Origin of the sequence: Pseudomonas sp. So3.2b (assembly GCF_019464415.1) — a bacterium.
Lineage (GTDB): Bacteria > Pseudomonadota > Gammaproteobacteria > Pseudomonadales > Pseudomonadaceae > Aquipseudomonas > Aquipseudomonas shahriarae.
The window spans coordinates 1038414-1056538 of sequence record NZ_CP080494.1 but is presented as its reverse complement, the minus strand read 5'-3'; the positions used below and the strand labels follow the sequence as shown (position 1 = coordinate 1056538).

Annotated in this window: 18 protein-coding genes; 6 read left to right on the top strand and 12 right to left on the bottom strand. The window is 62.3% G+C overall.

Annotated elements, in window-relative coordinates:
- A complete protein-coding gene (locus K1X80_RS04555; RefSeq protein ID WP_057960615.1) occupies positions 1-861 on the bottom strand; it encodes a MurR/RpiR family transcriptional regulator in 861 nt (286 codons plus the stop codon).
- A gap of 26 nt (positions 862-887) precedes the next feature.
- Complete coding sequence (locus K1X80_RS04550) at positions 888-2291, bottom strand: gluconate:H+ symporter (RefSeq protein WP_057440211.1); 1404 nt, start codon at positions 2289-2291, stop codon at positions 888-890.
- A 195-nt stretch (positions 2292-2486) separates the two neighbouring features.
- Between K1X80_RS04550 and K1X80_RS04545 the strand changes: the two genes are divergently transcribed.
- Positions 2487-2870 (top strand): lysozyme inhibitor LprI family protein, encoded by a 384-nt coding sequence (locus K1X80_RS04545; protein WP_057960616.1) that lies wholly within the window; start codon positions 2487-2489, stop codon positions 2868-2870.
- 23 nt (positions 2871-2893) lie between these two features.
- Here K1X80_RS04545 and K1X80_RS04540 read toward each other — a convergent pair whose 3' ends face one another.
- The 4 genes from K1X80_RS04540 to K1X80_RS04525 form a co-directional block, all read right to left on the bottom strand.
- Positions 2894-4339 (bottom strand): SulP family inorganic anion transporter, encoded by a 1446-nt coding sequence (locus K1X80_RS04540; protein WP_057960617.1) that lies wholly within the window; start codon positions 4337-4339, stop codon positions 2894-2896.
- A 76-nt stretch (positions 4340-4415) separates the two neighbouring features.
- The gene (locus K1X80_RS04535; RefSeq protein ID WP_057960618.1) at positions 4416-5312 is read right to left on the bottom strand and encodes a LysR family transcriptional regulator; all 897 of its coding nucleotides are present in this window, start codon (positions 5310-5312) and stop codon (positions 4416-4418) included.
- Positions 5313-5353: 41 nt separating this feature from the next.
- Positions 5354-5944: an NAD(P)H-dependent oxidoreductase gene (locus K1X80_RS04530; protein WP_115127335.1), complete on the bottom strand. Its 591-nt coding sequence runs from the start codon at positions 5942-5944 to the stop codon at positions 5354-5356.
- Positions 5945-6067: 123 nt separating this feature from the next.
- Complete coding sequence (locus K1X80_RS04525) at positions 6068-6832, bottom strand: sulfite exporter TauE/SafE family protein (RefSeq protein ID WP_128593731.1); 765 nt, start codon at positions 6830-6832, stop codon at positions 6068-6070.
- Between the two features lie 191 nt (positions 6833-7023).
- Here K1X80_RS04525 and K1X80_RS04520 point away from each other — a divergent pair, with 191 nt between their 5' ends.
- A complete protein-coding gene (locus K1X80_RS04520; protein WP_216312198.1) occupies positions 7024-7920 on the top strand; it encodes a LysR substrate-binding domain-containing protein in 897 nt (298 codons plus the stop codon).
- Here K1X80_RS04520 and K1X80_RS04515 read toward each other — a convergent pair.
- Together K1X80_RS04515 and kynU are read right to left on the bottom strand one after the other, a co-directional pair.
- On the bottom strand, positions 7866-9272 hold the full coding sequence (locus tag K1X80_RS04515) for an amino acid permease (protein ID WP_057439312.1): 1407 nt from the start codon (positions 9270-9272) through the stop codon (positions 7866-7868). The two genes, K1X80_RS04520 and K1X80_RS04515, sit on opposite strands and share 55 nt — an antisense overlap.
- Before the next feature lie 150 nt (positions 9273-9422).
- A complete protein-coding gene (gene kynU / locus K1X80_RS04510) occupies positions 9423-10673 on the bottom strand; it encodes a kynureninase (RefSeq protein ID WP_057960622.1) in 1251 nt (416 codons plus the stop codon).
- A 143-nt stretch (positions 10674-10816) separates the two neighbouring features.
- Here kynU and K1X80_RS04505 point away from each other — a divergent pair, with 143 nt between their 5' ends.
- Entirely contained in the window at positions 10817-11290 is a 474-nt protein-coding gene (locus K1X80_RS04505) for an Lrp/AsnC family transcriptional regulator (RefSeq protein WP_029299899.1), read from the top strand.
- Between the two features lie 153 nt (positions 11291-11443).
- Here the strand turns inward: K1X80_RS04505 and catA are convergent, their stop codons facing one another.
- Genes catA through K1X80_RS04490 form a run of 3 tightly spaced genes read right to left on the bottom strand, consistent with a single transcriptional unit; the run spans position 11444 to position 13847 of the window.
- Positions 11444-12373 (bottom strand): catechol 1,2-dioxygenase, encoded by a 930-nt coding sequence (catA, locus tag K1X80_RS04500; protein ID WP_057439314.1) that lies wholly within the window; start codon positions 12371-12373, stop codon positions 11444-11446.
- A gap of 42 nt (positions 12374-12415) precedes the next feature.
- A complete protein-coding gene (gene catC, locus K1X80_RS04495) occupies positions 12416-12706 on the bottom strand; it encodes a muconolactone Delta-isomerase (protein ID WP_220172685.1) in 291 nt (96 codons plus the stop codon).
- Positions 12707-12719: 13 nt separating this feature from the next.
- Positions 12720-13847 carry a muconate cycloisomerase family protein gene (locus tag K1X80_RS04490; RefSeq protein ID WP_057439315.1) on the bottom strand — a complete coding sequence of 376 codons (1128 nt, stop codon included), beginning with the start codon at positions 13845-13847 and terminating at the stop codon, positions 12720-12722.
- Positions 13848-13961: 114 nt separating this feature from the next.
- Here K1X80_RS04490 and K1X80_RS04485 point away from each other — a divergent pair, with 114 nt between their 5' ends.
- Entirely contained in the window at positions 13962-14837 is an 876-nt protein-coding gene (locus tag K1X80_RS04485; protein ID WP_057960624.1) for a LysR family transcriptional regulator, read from the top strand.
- Between the two features lie 44 nt (positions 14838-14881).
- On the opposite strand, the gene K1X80_RS04480 is transcribed toward K1X80_RS04485, so the two are convergent.
- Positions 14882-15883 carry a helix-turn-helix domain-containing protein gene (locus K1X80_RS04480; protein WP_057439316.1) on the bottom strand — a complete coding sequence of 334 codons (1002 nt, stop codon included), beginning with the start codon at positions 15881-15883 and terminating at the stop codon, positions 14882-14884.
- 309 nt (positions 15884-16192) lie between these two features.
- Between K1X80_RS04480 and antA the strand changes: the two genes are divergently transcribed.
- Both antA and antB read left to right on the top strand, forming a co-directional pair.
- Positions 16193-17584 (top strand): anthranilate 1,2-dioxygenase large subunit, encoded by a 1392-nt coding sequence (gene antA / locus K1X80_RS04475; protein ID WP_057960625.1) that lies wholly within the window; start codon positions 16193-16195, stop codon positions 17582-17584.
- A complete protein-coding gene (gene antB / locus K1X80_RS04470; protein ID WP_057439317.1) occupies positions 17584-18075 on the top strand; it encodes an anthranilate 1,2-dioxygenase small subunit in 492 nt (163 codons plus the stop codon). Before antA ends, antB begins: the two co-directional genes overlap by 1 nt.
- Positions 18076-18125 lie beyond the last annotated feature (50 nt).

The window sequence follows — 18125 nt, the reverse complement described above, 5'->3', positions numbered from 1 at the left end:
TCAATCTCCCAGCGGCAGGCTGTCAGGGCCGCCGCGATAGTCGTCCAGGGCCAGCTTGATCCGGCGCAGGCGCTCCTGGTTGTCGTCCGGCATGGCCAGGGCCAGTTCAGTGGCGAGCAAATCAATGGCCAGCAGCATGCCGTAGCGCGCCGCCGTGGGTTTGTAGATAAAACTGGTTTCGGCCGGTTGCAGCGGCAGCAGCACGTCGGCCAACTGTGCCAGCGGCGAGTCGGCCAGGGTGATGGCGACAATCCGTGCGCCATAGTTGCGGGCCAGTTCCACCACGCCCAGCAGCTCGGGTGTGAGGCCGGTCAGGGAGCAGACAATCAGGGCGTGCTCGGCACTCAATGTGGCGGCCGTGACCCGCATCATCACCGGATCGCGGCAGGCAGCAATCGAATAGCCCAGGCGCACCAGACGCACTTGCAACTCTTCACTGCACAGGCTCGAGGGGCCGCCCATGCCAAAGGCGTGGATCATCCGCGCCTTGCCCAGCAGGTTCACCGCATCGACAAAACCAGCCTGATTGAAGCCGGACAGGTGCTGGCGCAGCGTCCCTTCGATATCGCCGAGGATCTGCCGATGAAACGCCGACTGCTCGGGCAACCCCGCCGGGTCGAGGAAGCGACTGCCCACACCGCTGGCCTGGGCCAGTTGCAGGCGCAGGTCGCGCAAATCACGGCAGCCGACGCTGCGGGCAAATCGCGACAAGGTCGCGGTGCTGACCTCGGCCCGCTGGGACAACTCTTCCAGGCTGGCGGATGCGGCAAAACCCACATCATCGAGCATCAGCCGGGCGATACGCCCTTCGCCAGCGCTGAAGGAATCCTGGCGGGCGCGGATCTGGTAGAGGATGTCCATGGGGTCTCCGGGTTACAGGATGAGGCTCATAAAACAAGAGACAGGCCGTAGGTCAGACCGAAGGCAACCAGCGAAATCAAAGTCTCCAGCACGGTCCAGGTCTTGAAGGTCTGGATCACCGTCATATTGAAGTATTCCTTGATCAGCCAGAAGCCGCCGTCGTTGACGTGGGAAAAGATCACCGAACCGGCACCGGTCGCCAGCACCAGCAATTCCGGGTGTGGATAACCCAGGCCCAGGGCCACCGGGGCGACAACGCCCGACGCGGTGGTCATGGCCACGGTGGCCGAGCCGGTGGCGATGCGCATCAGCGCGGCAAACAACCAGCCCATCACCAGTGGCGACAGGTTGAAGGCGTTGGCCATGCCGAGGATTTCATGGGTCACGCCGGCGTCCACCAGGATCCGGTTCAAGCCGCCGCCCGCGCCCACCAGCAGGGTGATACTGGCGGTCGGCGCCAGGCACTCGTTGGTGAACTTGAGGATCGACTCGCGGTTGAAGCCCTGGGCCAGGCCCAGGGTCCAGAAGCTGACCAGGGTCGCCAACAGCAAGGCGATCACCGAGTTCCCGATAAACAACAGGAACTGGTTGAAGCCGCTGCCGGGCGTGGAGATCAGGTTGGCCCAACCGCCGATCATCATCAGCACCACTGGCAACAGGATGGTGCCCATGGTCAGGCCGAAGCTAGGCAGGCGGGTGCGCGGTTCGCGCTCGATAAACTGGCGTTCCAGCGGGTTTTCGGCGGGCAGGTGGATGCGCGGCACGATGAACTTGGCGTACACCGGGCCGGCGATGATCGCGGTGGGGATGCCGATCAAAATCGCATACAACACGGTCTGCCCGACCGAGGCGTTATACGCCAGCACCGCCATCATTGCCGCCGGGTGTGGCGGCACCAGGGCATGCACCACTGACAGACCGGCGACCATCGGCAAACCGACCATCAGGATCGACACGCCCACGCGCCGGGCCACGGTAAAGGCAATCGGCACCAGCAATACAAAACCGACCTCGAAAAACAGCGGCAGCCCCACCAGAAAGGCAATGCACACCATGGCCCAGTGGGCATTGCGCTCGCCAAAACGGTTGATCAGGGTGCGCGCCACCTGCTCGGCGCCTCCGGACTCGGCCATCATCTTGCCGAGCATGGTGCCCAGGGCCACCACCAGCGCGATATGCCCCAGGGTCTTGCCAACCCCCGCCTCGTAGGAACCCATGATCGTATCCGCCGGCATCCCGGCCAGCAGCGCCAGGCCGATGGACACCAGGGTGATGACGATAAACGGGTTGAGCCGGTAACGTGCAATCAGCACGATCAATGCAATGATGGCGATGGCAGCGTATGCCAACAGCCAGACGCCCGGTGATGCGGCCATGCGGTACTCCTCGGAAAGGGTCACGTCGAATTGGTTGTGAAACTCATAAATCATTACCGAGGAGCATTTTCAAATTTTATGAAAGTAATTTTCGCCCACAGATAAGCGCTGTCGCTTTGGGACATGCCCGCAGACTCAGGATGAAAATCAGGGGATCGTTCTTACATGCAGGCCGGGCCCAATGCGGGAAACTCAACGGCCACTGTCCGGTCTCAGATTGCACACCGAATCATCCTCAGGAAGCCCGTCATGAACCGTAGAACCCTTACCCTCAGCGCGTTACTGCTGGCCTTGTCCGGCACCGCAACGGCCGCCGACAGCAGCCCGGCCCTGCAAAAGTGCCTGGACGCCGCCAACACCACGGCCGCGATGGTCGGCTGCAACGCCCAGGAAACCAAGGTGCAGGACAAGCGCCTGAACAGCGCCTACCAAACCGCACTGCAGGCCCAGCAAGGCCCGCGCAAGCAGCAACTGCAAGATGTACAGCGCCTGTGGATCAAATACCGGGATGCCAATTGCGCCTTCGCCGGCTCCGCGACCGGCGGCAGTATTGACCAGGTCAACGGCTCGGGTTGTGTGCTGGACATGACCCAGACCCGCGCCGATGAACTGGAAAACCTCGTCGGCCCATAACTCCCTCGCCTACACCAGCAGGATCAGTCGTGCTGCACTCGCGCGCGCTTGAGCAGCTTCTTGCAGCGCTCCGACAAATGCAGCACCCGCAGGTGCTTGCCGGCCTTGCTGTAGCGTTCGCGCAGGGTCATCAGCGCGGCAATCGCTGAATAGTCGACAAAACTCAGGTGACGGCAATCCAGCGTTACCTGGGCCGGATCGTTGGCCGGGTCGAACTGGTTCAGAAAGGGTGTGGTCGAGGCAAAGAACAGGGTGCCGTGCAGCCGGTAGAGCTTGCTGCCATCGGCCTCCAGATGTTCATCGGCGTACAACTCCCGCGCCTGCTGCCAGGCAAAGTTGAGCGCGGCAATCACAATCCCGCACAGCACCGCCGTGGCCAGGTCGGTGAACACCGTGATCACCGTCACCGCGATGATCACCAGCACATCATTGAGCGGCACTTTGTTGATCACCCGCAGCGACGCCCAGGCAAAGGTCTGCTGGGACACCACAAACATCACCCCCACCAGCGCCGCCAGGGGAATGCGCTCGATCAGCGGCGATAGGAACAAAATAAACAGCAGGATCATCACCCCGGCAAACACCCCGGAGAAACGCCCGCGCCCGCCCGAGCTGAGGTTGATCACCGTCTGCCCGATCATCGCGCAGCCGCCCATGCCGCCAAACACCCCGCTGACCATATTCGCCGCGCCCAGGGCCACGCTTTCGCGGTCGGGGTAACCACGGGTCTCGGTGATTTCGTCGGTGAGGTTGAGGGTCAACAGGGTTTCCAGCAGCCCGACCATGGCCATCAGGAAAGCGTAAGGCGCGATGATGCCCAGGGTTTCCAGGGTCCAGGGGATCTGCGGCAGGGCAAAAGTCGGCAGGCCGCCGGCGATATGGGCCATATCGCCCAGCGTGCGGGTGGGCAAGCCCAGCAGGTACACCGCCAGCCCCACACCGAGAATCGCCACCAGCGCCGGCGGCACCGCGCGGGTCAGGCGGGGCAGCAGGTAGACGATGGCCATGGTCGCCACCACCAACCCCGTCATCACATACAACGGCGTGCCGCTGAGCCAGGTCTCACCGCTCTTGAAATGTTCCAGTTGCGCCAGGGCGATGATGATCGCCAGGCCGTTGACGAAACCGAGCATCACCGGGTGCGGCACCATGCGCACCAGCTTGCCCAGGCGCAGCAGGCCGAAGGCAATCATGATCAGACCGCCGAGCAACACCGTCGCCAGCAGGTACTCCACGCCGTGTTGCACCACCAGCGCGACGATCACCACCGCCATCGACCCCGCCGCCCCCGAGACCATCCCCGGCCGGCCGCCGAACAACGCGGTCAGGGTGCAGATGATAAAAGCGCCATACAGGCCCATCAGCGGGTTGAGGTGGGCCACCAGGGCAAAGGCGATGCATTCGGGCAACAAGGCAAAAGACGTGGTGAGTCCGGCCAGGGCGTCGGCGCGCAGACGAGAGAGTTTCATAGGTTTACCGGGGGCGTTGCAGGAAATGAGGGGGCGATGGTACGGAAAACCACCACCCGGGACCAGTAGGAGCCGGTCAACAGGCGTAGCGCGCGAGCTTTGCCTGGATAAAGTCCAAAAAGCACTGGATACGCAGGGCCAACTGCGAGTTGCGGTAATACACCGCGTTGATCGGTTGGCGATAGCCACTGTTGAACGGCGCCAGGATCGACTGCAGGCGGCCGGCGTTGATGTCTTCGATGGTCATGAAGTGCGACAGGCAGGCAATCCCCTGCCCCTCCAACGCCAGTTGGCGCAGGGTTTCCCCGCTGGACGCGGCAATGCCCGGCTCGATCTGCCAGCGGTCGCCCTGCACATGGCGCAACGGCCAGTGGTTGAGGGTTTCGGTCTGGGTAAAGCCGAGCAAGGTGTGATTGGCCAGGTCCGCCACTGTGGTTGGCGTGCCGTGCTGCTCAAGGTACGCCGGGCTGGCGAGGATATGCAGCGGGCTGCAGCCCAGGGAGCGAGCATGCAGGGTCGAGTCCGCCAGGGCACCGATGCGGATAGCAATGTCGGTGCTCTGTTCCAGCAAGTCGATGATCAGGTCGTTGCTGTTGAGCTCCAGCTGGATATCCGGGTACAGACGGCGGAACTCGGCGACGTACGGCACGATGGCATGCAGCATGAACGGCGAGGCGGCGTTGATCCGCAAGCGCCCGGACGGGGTTTTCTGCCGTGACGACAGGCGCTCTTCCAGCTCGTCCATCTGCTCCAGGATCAGCTTGGCCTGCTCGAAGAAGTACTTGCCCTCTTCGGTCAGGTCCATGCGCCGCGTGGTGCGGTTGATCAGGGTGGTGTCGAGCTTGGCTTCGAGCCGTGACAAAGTGCGGCTGACCGCCGAAGGCGTCTGCCCGACTTGTTCGGCGGCAGCGGAAATCGAACCGCATTCAATCACGCAGACGAAGATCTGGAGCTCATCGGATCGGGCTTTCAACGTGAATCCTCGTGAATACGGCTGCGTGGATACTAGCCGTATTACAGCGTCAGGTTAAACACCTGGGCCAGATGCTGCTCATAGCGCAGCACATCAGCCTCGATGGAGGGGCGCTTCATCACGTCCACACACAGGAACGTCGGCAGGCCACTCATACCGAGGAACTGGTTGGCCTTGTGGAACGGGAAGTACACCGCATCCACGCCCTTGGCTTCGAAGAAGTCGCTCGGGTCATCGAATGCTGCCTGTGGTGCATTCCAGGTCAGCGACAACATGTACTGCTTGCCCTGGATCAGGCCGCCGCTGCCGTACTTCTGCGACGCGTCGGAACGGGTGCGGCCATCGCTGGCGTACAGGCTGCCGTGGCCTTCGGTGAAGACTTCGTCGATGTACTTCTTGACGATCCATGGGGCGCCCATCCACCAGCCGGGCATCTGGTAGATGATCACGTCGGCCCAGAGGAACTTGGCGACTTCTTCGGCCACGTCGTAGCCGGCGTCGATATGGGTGACTTTCACGTCAAGCCCACCCCGGTCCAGCACGGCCAGCGCCGCATCATGCAGGGTGTTGTTGTAGCGGCCATCGGAGTGGGCGAATTTCTTGCCGCCGTTGAGCAACAGAACTTTTTTCATGGGGTTGTACCTGAAGGTTGAAAATGGATGAGCGCAGGCTACGGGCAACCCCTCGGGTGAGTAAGCCACGGACCGGCAAAACACTTTTGACCTTCAGGCACGAGTAACCATCTGATTATTGCGTCAAGCACCCATCAGCAGGTGCCCGCCCAGGGCCGCCATGCCCATAAAAAACACGCGTTTGAACAGCACAGCACTGATGCACTGGCGCAGCTTTTGCCCCAGCCACATGCCCAGCAGCGCCGGCACCAACGCCAGCAGCGAGGCATTCAGTTCGCCGGCCCCGAGGTTGCCGCGCCAGAACAGCCCGGCGGCCAGGGCCAGGGTGGACACGCTGAAGGACAGGCCCAGCGCCTGCACCAGTTGGTCCCGATGCAAGCCCAGTGCCTGCAAGTAGGGCACGGCCGGGATCACGAAGACGCCGGTGGCCGAAGTGACGATCCCCGTCAGCAGACCACACAGCGGGCCCAGCCAACGCTCGCTGCCGGCGGGCACCCGCAACGTCGGCAGCAACAGCCCGCACAGCGCATACACCAGCAACGCCCCGCCCAAGGCCCGCACCACCCAGGGACCGCCGTCCATGCCCAGCCACAGCGAACCGAGCCCGGTCCCCAGAAAAATCAGCAGCAGCATGGGCCACAGGCGTTTGCTCAGTGCGCCCAAGTGCCCACCGAAGCTCAGTTGCCAGAGGTTGGTGATGGTCGAAGGAATGATCAGCAGGGCCGCAGCCTGCGCCGGCAACATAGCCAGACCGAGCAGGCCCATGGCGACGGTGGGCAGGCCCAGGCCAATCACGCCCTTGACGGTGCCGGCCAGCAGGAAGGTGCCGATCACCAGTAGGGTCAGGGCTGGGCCGAGGTGTTGGTAGAACGCGAGGAAGGTTGTCATGGGGGGGAGTTTGCGGGTTTGGCGTGGGGTTGGAAATTCGCCATATACTGAGGCAGCCTCTTGTTTTGCGTGAGGCTGAGACCGCTATCGCAGGCAAGCCAGCTCCCACATTCTGAATGTGATCACCCCTCCAAATGTGGGAGCTGGCTTGCCTGCGATAAGGCCCGTCCAGGCACCCGAGAACCCCGGCCATGCACTTTGACCTGATCGACCTGCGCCTCTACCTGCACATCCTCGACACCGGCAACATCACCGCCGGCGCCGCCCGCAGCCACCTATCCCTGGCCGCCGCCAGTGCGCGCATTCGCGCAATGGAGGCTTCACTGGGCGTCGAGTTCCTGCAGCGCGGCCGCCGAGGCGTGACCCCGACGGCCGCCGGCAACGCCCTGGCCCGCCACGCACGCCTGCTGTTGCAACAGGCCGAACGTCTGCAACAGGAGCTGGCGGAGTACGCCAACGGCGTCAAAGGCCAGGTGCGCCTGCTGTGCAACACCACCGCCCTCAGCGAATACCTGCCGGAGTTGCTGGCGGATTTTCTCTGCACCCACCCCAACCTCGATATCGACCTGCAGGAACTGCCCAGCCTGCGCATCACCCATGCCTTGCGCCAGGGCGCGGCGGACCTGGGGATTATTTCCGATGCAGTGGACAGCCACGGCTTGCAGACCCGGCCGTTTCGCGACGACCCGTTGGTGCTGATCCTGCCGACAGGCCACCCACTGACGGCCGGCGCAGTGAGTTTTATCGACAGCCTGCCCTACGACTATGTAGGCCTGGCCGCCGACAGCGCGTTGGCGGTGTACCTGGAGGAACAGGCGCTGCACGCGGGTTTTCGCTTGCAGACCCGGGTGCGGGCCGATGGCTTTGATGGGGTGATGCGCATGGTCGCCCGTGGCGCGGGCCTGGGAGTCGTGCCGCTGGCCGCGTTACAGCGCTGGCCCCACGCGCAGCCATTCCAGGCCCAGCCGCTGACGGAAGACTGGGCCTGTCGCAGACTGCTGTTGTGCGCGCGTTCGTTCGAGCAATTGCCGGCTTACGCCAAGGCCTTGCTCGATGCCTTGTCCGTGCCTTTGCGGAAAAACACGTAATACACCACCGAGAGAATCAGCAGGAACGGCACGCCAAACACCAGGGTCATCTTGAACGCCTCGGTGAAGTACGTGGTGATCATCACCGCGCCCATCAGCACCAGCCCCAGCAGCGTGCTGTAGGGAAACAGCCGCAGTTGGAAGGACAACTTCGGCCCGCCGTGGCGCTTGCGGTAGCGGCGGAAGAACAGGTGCGTGAGGAAGATCATGAACCAGGTGAAGATCGCGCCAAACATCGAGATGGCCATCATCAAGGTGAAGGAGCTTTCCGGGTACACCACGTTGAGCAGGGTCGCCAAGGCGATGCCCGAACTGGACAGCAACAGGGCATTGAGCGGGATCCCGCTCTTGCTCAGGGCGCCCATGGATTTTGGCGCAAAGCCGGCGCGGGACAGGCTGAACATCATGCGCGTGGTGATGTAGAGCTGGCTGTTCATGGCCGACAGCGCGGCAATCAGGATCACGAAGTTCATCACCCCGGTGGCGCCGGGAATGCCGATGGTCTGCATCACCGTGACAAACGGGCTCTGGCTCTGCCCGGATTGGTTCCACGGCACGATGGCCAGCATCAGCGCCAGGGTCAGCAGGTAGAACACCACCAGCCGCACAATCGTCGCGCGGAAGGCTTTTTTCACCGCCTGCTCCGGGTCAGCCGCCTCACCCGCCGCCACCGCGATCATCTCCACGCTCAGGTAGCTGAAGATCGACACGATCACCGCGATCCACATGCCACTCAGGCCATTGGGGAAAAACCCGCCGTGGGCCGTGTAGTTCTGCACCCCGTAATCCGGGTTGCCAGAGCCGAACACCACATACACCGCAAGGATGATAAAGCCGACAATCGCGCTGATCTTGATCGTCGAGAACCAGTATTCGAAGTTGCCGAAGGTTTTCACGCTGATGGCGTTTAGCACGATCAGCACGCTGGAAAACGAGACGATCCACACCCACTCCGGCACGTTGGCGAACCAGTACTTCATGTACATCGCCACCGCCGTGACCTCAGCGCCCACCGCCAGCACAATCGCCGCCCAGTAGGCATAGCGCACCAGAAACCCGGCCAGAGGGCTGATATAGAACTCGGCATAGGCGCCAAAAGAGCCGGAGGTGGAATGGGCCACCGTCATTTCCGCCAGGCAGCCCATCAACAGCAGGGTGATCAACGCGCCGATGGCGTAGCTGACCAGCACGCTGGGCCCGGCATAGCCGATGGCATAGGCGCTGCCCATAAACAGCCCGGTGCCGATGGCGCCACCGATGGCGATCATGCTCATCTGCCCGGAAGTGAGCTGGCGCCGCAGGCCCAGTTCGCGGTTGGTGATTGCTGCAAAGCCGTTGTCTGGCGTGGTCACGTGCGTGCCCCTTTTATTATTGTGATTGTTACTGCTGGCCAAGCACCTGTGGAAGCTGGCTCGCCTGCGATGCAGACACCTCGGTAGGTCAGTGCGACCGAGGCGATTTCATCGCAGGCAAGCCAGCTCCTACAGGGTGTTGTGGTGTTTTCAGGTGACGCTGTGGCGCACTTTGAATTGCGGCTGGTCCCAGGATTTCTCATCGAGGATTTCGCCAAGGATTTCTACCGCATCCCACACCTCGGTGAAGCTGGTGTATAGCGGGGTGAAGCCAAAGCGCATGATCTTCGGCTCACGGTAATCACCGATCACGCCACGGGCGATCAGGGCCTGGACGATGGCGTAACCTTCAGGGTGTTCAAAGCTCACATGACTGCCGCGCTTGGCATGCTCGAGCGGGGTGATCAACGTCAGGTCATGGGCGGCGCAGCGGCGTTGTACCAGCTCGATAAACAGGTCGGTGAGCGCCAGGGATTTGCGGCGCAGGCTGGCCATGTCGGTCTGGGCGAAGATATCCAGCCCGCACTCGACCATCGCCAGCGAGGTGATCGGCTGGGTGCCGCACAGGTAGCGGGTGATGCCCTTGCCGGCCACGTAGTTGGACTCCATGGCGAACTGGCGGCTATGGCCGAACCAGCCCGACAACGGCTGCGTCACCAACTCCACCAGCGCCGGGTTGACCCAGACAAACGCCTGGGAACCCGGGCCGCCGTTGAGGTATTTGTAGGTGCAGCCAATGGCGTAGTCGGCGCCGGCCTGGTGCAGGTCAATCGGCACCGCGCCCGCCGAGTGCGCCAGGTCCCAGATCGCCAGCGCGCCGCACTCATGGCTCAGGGCGGTCAGCGCTTGCATGTCGTGCATGTAGCCGGTCTTGTAGTTGACGTGGGTGATCATCACCACGGCAGTGTCCTGGTCGATGGCCGCCGGCAGTTCGTCGGGGCTGTTCACCAGGCGCAGGCTGTAGCCCTGTTGCAGCAGCGCCGCCAGGCCTTCGGCGATGTACAGGTCGGTGGGGAAGTTGCTTGCCTCGCTGACAATCACCTTGCGCTGCGGCTGGCGTTGGCGCTGCACGCTCAAGGCGGCGCTGAGCACCTTGAACAGGTTGATCGAGGTGGTATCGGTAATCACCACTTCAGCCTCACCCGCGCCGATCAGCGGCGCCAGGCGGTTGCCCAGGCGCTGGGACAGGTCGGCCCAGCCGGCGCTGTTCCAGCTGCGGATCAACCCATTGCCCCACTCCTCGGCAATCACCGCTTGTGCCCGCGCAAGCGCCGCCACCGGACGTGCGCCGAGGGAGTTGCCATCGAGGTAGATCACCCCTTCCGGCAGGGCGAATTGATCGCGCAGGGGCGCCAGCGGGTCTTGGGCGTCGAGGGTCTGGCAATGAGTTCGGCTGGTCATGGAAAGTCCTGTTTTTATAGATGACGATGGACCAAATAATGAACGAAGATTTGCAGAATTTTCGTGCAAAGTGCGCTACAACTGGCTTAATAAGCTGTAGGAAATTCGAATTTAACCTCTAAATACGCGGATTAATTCTAAGCATGATTCTCGACGCCACCGACCTGCGCCTCCTGCATTTCCTGCAACAGGATGGCCGTATCAGCAACCAGGAACTGGCGGAAAAAGTAGCCCTGTCGCCGTCCGCCTGCCTGCGCCGCTTGCGCCTGCTGGAGAGTGAGGGGGTGATCAGCGGGTATCGCGCGGTGCTCAATGCCGAGCAATTGGGGATCGAGCTGGAAGCCATCGTCCACCTGTCGTTGCGCCAGGACATGGAGGACTGGCACGAGACCTTTATCAAGAAGGTCCAGGGCTGGCCGGAAGTGGCCAGTGCCTATGTGATCACCGGCGCCAGCAACTACGTGCTGCGGGTGCAGGCGCGCAACCTCAAGCACTTTTCCGACTTTATCGTGAACCACCTCAACCGCACGGCGGGGGTGATGGATATCCGTTCGGAGATCGTGTTGCAGAAGATCAAGGACCGGGATGAGGTGCTGGACCTGGTCGTACGCAAATAGGCAAAGCACTGCTGATCAACTGTGGGCGCTGGCTTTTGTGGGAGCCGGGCTTGCCCGCGATACAGACCCCTCGGTTTATCTGCACTACCGAGGCGAGGCTATCGCAGGCAAGCCAGCTCCCACAAAAGCCAGCGCCCACATTTTTGACCGTATTCAGTCTTCGAGGGCGCGCACGCGTTGCATGCGTTTTTGCTCGACCGGTGCCACCGCCGGCTGCAACTCGAAGTCAAAGTCGATCTGCGCAAACTTGCCCTCCACGCCAAACTCCCGCGCCAGTTGCGGGTCTTCGCTGAAGCGAATTTCGGCAATCAGCTCATCCCGAGTGGCGTAGGCAAAGTCATCATGCAGGTACGGATCATCCGACAGGTTGATCTGCGTGGTCAGGTGCCGATGCCCCGGTGCCGAGATAAAGAAGTGGATATGCGCTGGCCGCTGGCCGTGACGCCCCAGTTGATCGAGCAACTGCTGGGTCGGGCCGGTCGGTGGGCAGCCGTAGCCAGACGGCACGATGCTACGGAAACGATAATTGCCCTGGGCGTCGGTCTCGATCCGGCGACGCAGGTTGAACTCCGATTGCGATGGGTCGAACCAGGAGTAAGTGCCGCCGGTATTGGCCTGCCACACATCCACAATCGCCCCCGCCAGCGGCTTGCCGTTGATGTCGCGCACTTGCCCGCGCATAAACAGCGGCACGGCCGCATCCAGGCCATCGTCCAGGCGTGCTTCGTATTTGGACAGCGGCGCACCCGCCACGTACAGCGGCCCTTCGATGGTGCGCGGGGTGCCGCCGGATTTGCCGGCTTCCTCGTCGGCGGCGTCCATCAACAGGTCCAGGTAATGCTCCAGGCCCAGGCCTGCGGCCAGCAGCCCGGCTTCCTGGTTCTTGCCCAGTTCATTGAGGTAGTTGACCGCCTTCCAGAACTCTTCCGGGGTCACTTCCAGGTCTTCGATGATATTCACCGTATCGCGCAGGATCCGGTAGATCAGCGCCTTGGCCCGTGGGTTGCCGGCGTCATTGAGGTTGCCGCTGGCTTCTTCGAGGAAGCGCTGGGCGTGGGCAGTCTGGGACAGTCGAATGGACATGGTGCAATCCTCATCTTGTAATTATTAGGGGGCTAGACAGGCTCAGCAGTCATCCTCATGGATCGACGACGGATGCCGGCACAGGGCATTCACTTCAATGGCCATGTAGGGATAGAGCGGCAGTTGCATCAGCAGGTCATGCAGTTCCTGCACGCTGTCGACATCAAACACGCTGTAGTTGGCGTACAGCCCGGCGATGCGCCACAGGTGGCGCCACTTGCCTTGCGCCTGCAGGCGTTGGGCCAGGGCTTTTTCGTCGGCCTTGAGGGCCGCTGCGCGCTCGGGGTTCATATCGACAGGCAGGTTTACGGTCATCTTTACGTGGAACAACATCGCAGGCGTCCTCTTAATGTTTGTCGCGACGGAAGAACGCCAGGCGCTCCTCATCAATGGCCAGGCCCAGGCCCGGGGCGGTCGAGACATGCAGGTGGAAATCGCGATACAGCAGCGGCTCGGTAAGAATGTCTTCGGTGAGCAGCAGCGGCCCGAACAGCTCGGTGTCCCACGCCAGTTTATTGAGAGTGAGAAACGCGTGGGCCGAGGCCAGGGTGCCGATACCGCCTTCAAGCATGGTGCCGCCATACAGGCCAATACCCGCCGCCTCGGCAATCGCCGCCGTGCGCAGTACGGCGCGCGGGCCGCCGTTTTTCGCGATCTTCAAGGCGAACACCGAGGCCGCGCCTTCGCGGGCCAGGTTGAAGGCATCTTCGACACACTCGATGGACTCGTCGGCCATGATCGGCGCCGGGCTCGAGAGGTTGAGCCGGGCCATGCCGCCACGGTTATTGCGCGAGATCGGCTGTTCGATCAGGTCGATAGCGTTATCGCCCAACACCTTGCAAGCGCGTAGGGCCACGGCTTCGTCCCAGGCCTGGTTGACGTCGACGCGCACGCTGGCGCGCTCGCCCAGGGCTTTTTTGATCGCAATCACATGGGCCAGGTCCTGGCTGACTTCACCGGCGCCGATCTTCAACTTGAAGATGCGGTGGCGGCGCAGGTCGAGCATCTTCTCGGCTTCGTCGATGTCCTTTTGCGTATTGCCGCTGGCCAACGTCCAGGCCACCGGCAGGGCATCGCGCACTCGGCCGCCGAGCAGCTCGCTGACCGGCAGGTTCAGGCGCTTGCCGAGGGCATCGAGCAAGGCGCTTTCGATGCCGGACTTGGCAAACGTGTTGCCACGGATGCTGCGTTCCAGGCGCAACATGGCGGCGTTGATGTTGCTGGCATCCTGGCCAATCAACAGTGGCGCAAAGTGTTGGTCGATATTGATCTTGATGCTGTCGGGGCTTTCGTTGCCGTAGCTCAGGCCACCGATGGTGGTGGACTCGCCGATCCCTTCGATACCGTCGGCGCACCGCACGCGGATGATCACCAGGGTCTGGTTTTGCATGGTGTGCATCGCCAGCTTGTGCGGGCGAATGGTGGGGAGATCGACGATGATGGTCTCGATCGACTCGATGGCGCAAATCGGCATGGCAATACCCGTTGGGTTCTTTATAGGTCTTGCCCGATTCTGTCGCCCATTGTTGCTGGCTTCCAATATAGAATTGGTCTCAAACAATACCCTCAAGGTATGAGAGGAATCCGTATGGAACTGCGCCACCTGCGTTACTTCCAGGTGCTGGGGGAAACCCTGAACTTCACCCGCGCCGCCGAACGCCTGCACATCGCCCAGCCGCCGTTGAGCCGGCAGATCCAGCAATTGGAAGATGAGTTGGGTGTGGTGCTGCTGGAGCGTGGCCGGCCGTTGCGGCTGACCGAGGCCGGGCGGTACTTCTATGAACACGCCAATGTGCTGCTGGAGCAGTTGGCCAAGACCTGCGACAACACCCGGCGCATCGGCTTGGGGCAGAAGACCTGGCTGGGCATCGGCTTTGCCCCCTCGACCCTGTATGGCGTGCTGCCGGAACTGATCCGCCGCCTGCGCAGCCATGACGCGCTGGAGCTGGAGCTGGGGCTGTCGGAGATGACCACCCTGCAACAGGTCGAAGCGCTCAAGGCCGGGCGCATTGATGTGGGCTTCGGGCGGATTCGCATTGATGACCCGGCCATTGTCCAGCGGGTGTTGGTCGAGGATCGGCTGGTGGCGGTGTTGCCGGCCGGGCACCCGCTGCTGGGCGCACCGGTGACCCTTGCGCAGTTGGCCGCCGAACCGCTGGTGCTGTACCCCGGCAACCCGCGCCCCAGCTATGCCGACCACGTGATCGCACTGTTCGACACCCATGGCCTGGCGATCAAGGTCGCGCAATGGACCAATGAGTTGCAGACCGCCATCGGCCTGGTCGGGGCCGGCATGGGGGTGACGCTGGTGCCGGCGTCGGTGCAGATACTGCATCGGGCGGATATCGGCTATACGCCGATTGTCGAGGTTACGGCGACCTCGCCGATTATTCTCAGCCGGCGGATCAATGATCAGTCGCCGGGGCTGGGTCATTGCCTGCAACTGGTAGAAGAACTGATCTGAAATCTCCCAGTCACCTCCAATACCCTGTGGGAGCTGCATTGTGTTCAGGCACCCCGCATGCGCCGCGCATCGTTGCGCTGCAGCGTCTGGCTGGGGGATTCGTCGAACAGCTTGCGGTACTCCGCCGAAAACCTTCCCAGGTGGGTAAAGCCCCAGCCCAGGGCGATTTCGGAGATGGTGCGGGTGGCGCCATGCTCGAGAATTTCCTGGCGCACCGCGCTCAAGCGGTACTTCTTCAAGTAGGCCATGGGCGACAGCGCGAAGTATTTGCGAAACGCATCGAACAGCTTGAACCGCGACACCCCGGTGGCCGCCTCGAGGTCTTCCAGGTGCAGCGCTTCGCGGGCGTTGGCGTGGATGTACTGGCGGGCGCGGATCAGGTAGTGGGGCAGCTTGACCCCCAGCACGTCGCGCAGTTCTTCGGAATAGTTGTTCGGCTGGGCCAGGATCAGGCCCTTGATCAGCGAGCTTTCCAGGTCGCGGGTAAACGCGGCCTGGTCATACAGTTCGCTGCTGTGCTCCAGCTCCGCGATGAAGTGCCTTGCCATACGCCACCACGCTGCCGGCGCGCCCTGCACCGCATCCATCACCGACTCAAAGCGCAGCGGCGCATCAATCGGCCGCTGCAACAAGCCCTCCAGGGTTTCGCTCATCGCCGCACGGGTGATCACCACTTGCAGCTTGCGGCAGTCGCCGGAGATCGCCAGCACCTGGTGTTCATTGGGCGAAATGATCACGCCCTGGTCGCGATTGGAACTCAGGCGCTGGCCACCCTTGCTCAGCTCCTGCTCGCCCACCAGCGGCAGGCTCAGACTGTAGCTGCTGAAGTGCTCGGCGTCTTCGATATCGATGGTCACGTCGGTGCCGTATTCGATCACCCCCAGGGTGGTGGCGCGGGACTTGAACACATTGGCACTGTGGTGGAAGCGCAGGCGCTCCGGGGTGGCGGTTTCCAGCCGGTGGGGCCCGCAGATGCCGGACATCCAGCTGCGGGCGCCTTCAAGGTCGAAACGTTCAATACGGATATCGCGTGTATGGCTACTCATCAGGGTGCACTCACGGCGGTTGTGGCCAGCGCGCTCTGACGGCGCGTCCGGTGGATCAAGGCAAGTTCTGCGCCACGTCGCGCACTTGGCCACTGGGTGGATAGTGAGCGTCGACTATGTGGATAAGAAGCCGGCTTTTTCGACAATTGCCTAGCCTGACAGTAGCGCATTCCCCGGCGTCGTTGCACGGATGTGGGTATTTGCGCCCCAACTATGCGGCCCATCTTCCCCCATTAAGCGGATAGCTGGCCGCCCCCCTGCCCGCCTCTAATGAACCACCGATTAGCTACCCAATAAAAGGTGCCTCCCATGAGTGGTGCAAGAAGCGTCGAGCAATGGAAAACGTTTATCGAAAGCTGCCTGGATTTCCGTCCGGCCGAGGGTGTGTTCCGCATCGCCCGGGACATGTTCACCGAACCTGAGCTGTTCGACCTGGAGATGGAACTGATCTTCGAAAAGAACTGGATCTACGCCTGCCACGAAAGCGAACTGGCCAATAACCACGACTTCGTAACCATGCGCGCCGGGCGCCAGCCGATGATCATCACCCGTGACGGTGAAGGCCAGCTCAACGCCCTGATCAACGCCTGCCAGCATCGCGGCACCACCCTAACCCGGGTCGGCAAGGGCAACCAGTCGACCTTTACCTGCCCGTTCCACGCCTGGTGCTACAAGAGCGACGGCCGCCTGGTGAAGGTCAAGGCGCCGGGGGAATACCCGGAAGGTTTCGACAAGGCCACCCGCGGCCTGAAGAAGGCGCGCATCGAAAGCTACAAGGGCTTTGTGTTTATCAGCCTCGACGTGCACGGCAGCAACAGCCTGCAAGACTTCCTCGGCGACTCCAAAGTGTTCTTCGACATGATGGTCGCGCAGTCCGCCACCGGCGAGCTGGAAGTGCTGCCCGGCAAGTCGGCCTACACCTACGACGGCAACTGGAAGCTGCAGAACGAAAACGGCCTGGACGGTTACCACGTCAGCACCGTGCACTATAACTACGTGGCCACGGTGCAGCATCGCCAGCAGGTCAATACGGAAAACGGCAGCGCCTCCGGCAGCACCCTGGACTACAGCAAACTCGGCGCCGGCGATGCCAATACCGATGACGGCTGGTTTGCCTTCAACAACGGCCACAGCGTGTTGTTCAGCGACATGCCCAACCCCAGCGTACGCTCCGGCTACGCCACCATCATGCCGCGCCTGGTGGCAGAACACGGCCAGCAAAAGGCCGAGTGGATGATGCACCGCCTGCGCAACCTCAACGTGTACCCCAGCCTGTTCTTTCTCGACCAGATCAGCTCGCAACTGCGCATCATCCGCCCGGTGGCGTGGAACAAGACCGAGATCATCAGCCAGTGCCTGGGGGTCAAGCACGAGTCCGATGCCGACCGCGAAAACCGTATCCGCCAGTTTGAAGACTTCTTCAACGTGTCCGGTATGGGCACCCCGGATGACCTGGTGGAATTTCGCGAAGCCCAGCGCGGCTTCCAGGGCCGCCTGGAACGCTGGAGCGATATCTCCCGGGGCAGCCATCGCTGGGAAACCGGGCCGACGCCCAACAGCGAGGCCATCGGCATCCAGCCGGCCATGACCGGCACCGAGTTCACCCACGAAGGGTTGTACGTCAACCAGCACCGCAACTGGCAGACATTCCTGCTGGACGGGCTTGAGGCGCAATCGTTGAAACTGCACGAGGTGAAATGATGAACGCGCAATTGCAGTATCAGATCGAGCAGTTCTTCTACCGCAAGTCCGAACTGTGCGACGCCCAGGACTGGGACGCCTACGTGCAGTTGTTCGACCCGCAGAGTGAGTTCCACCTGCCGCAATGGGACTCGGAACACGTCTACACCCGCGACCCCAAGCGCGAGATGTCGCTGATCTACTACGCCAACCGCTCGGGCCTGGAAGACCGGGTGTTCCGCCTGCGCACCGGCAAGGCCGCATCCGCCACGCCGATGCCGCGCACCTTGCACCTGATCAACAACGTACGGATTGCCGAGCAGGCTGATGGCTGCCTGGAGGTGCGGCTGAACTGGCACACGCTGTTTTATCGGCTGGCGATGTCGGAGCAGTTCTATGGCCACGCCACCTACAGCCTCAAGCCCCATGGCGACAGTTGGCTGATCACGCGCAAGCATGCGCTGCTGCTCAACGACACCATCAACTCGGTGCTGGACTTCTATCACCTCTGACCGTGCCCCTGTGGCGAGGGGCAACCTCGCCAGTCATCAATCTATCTACG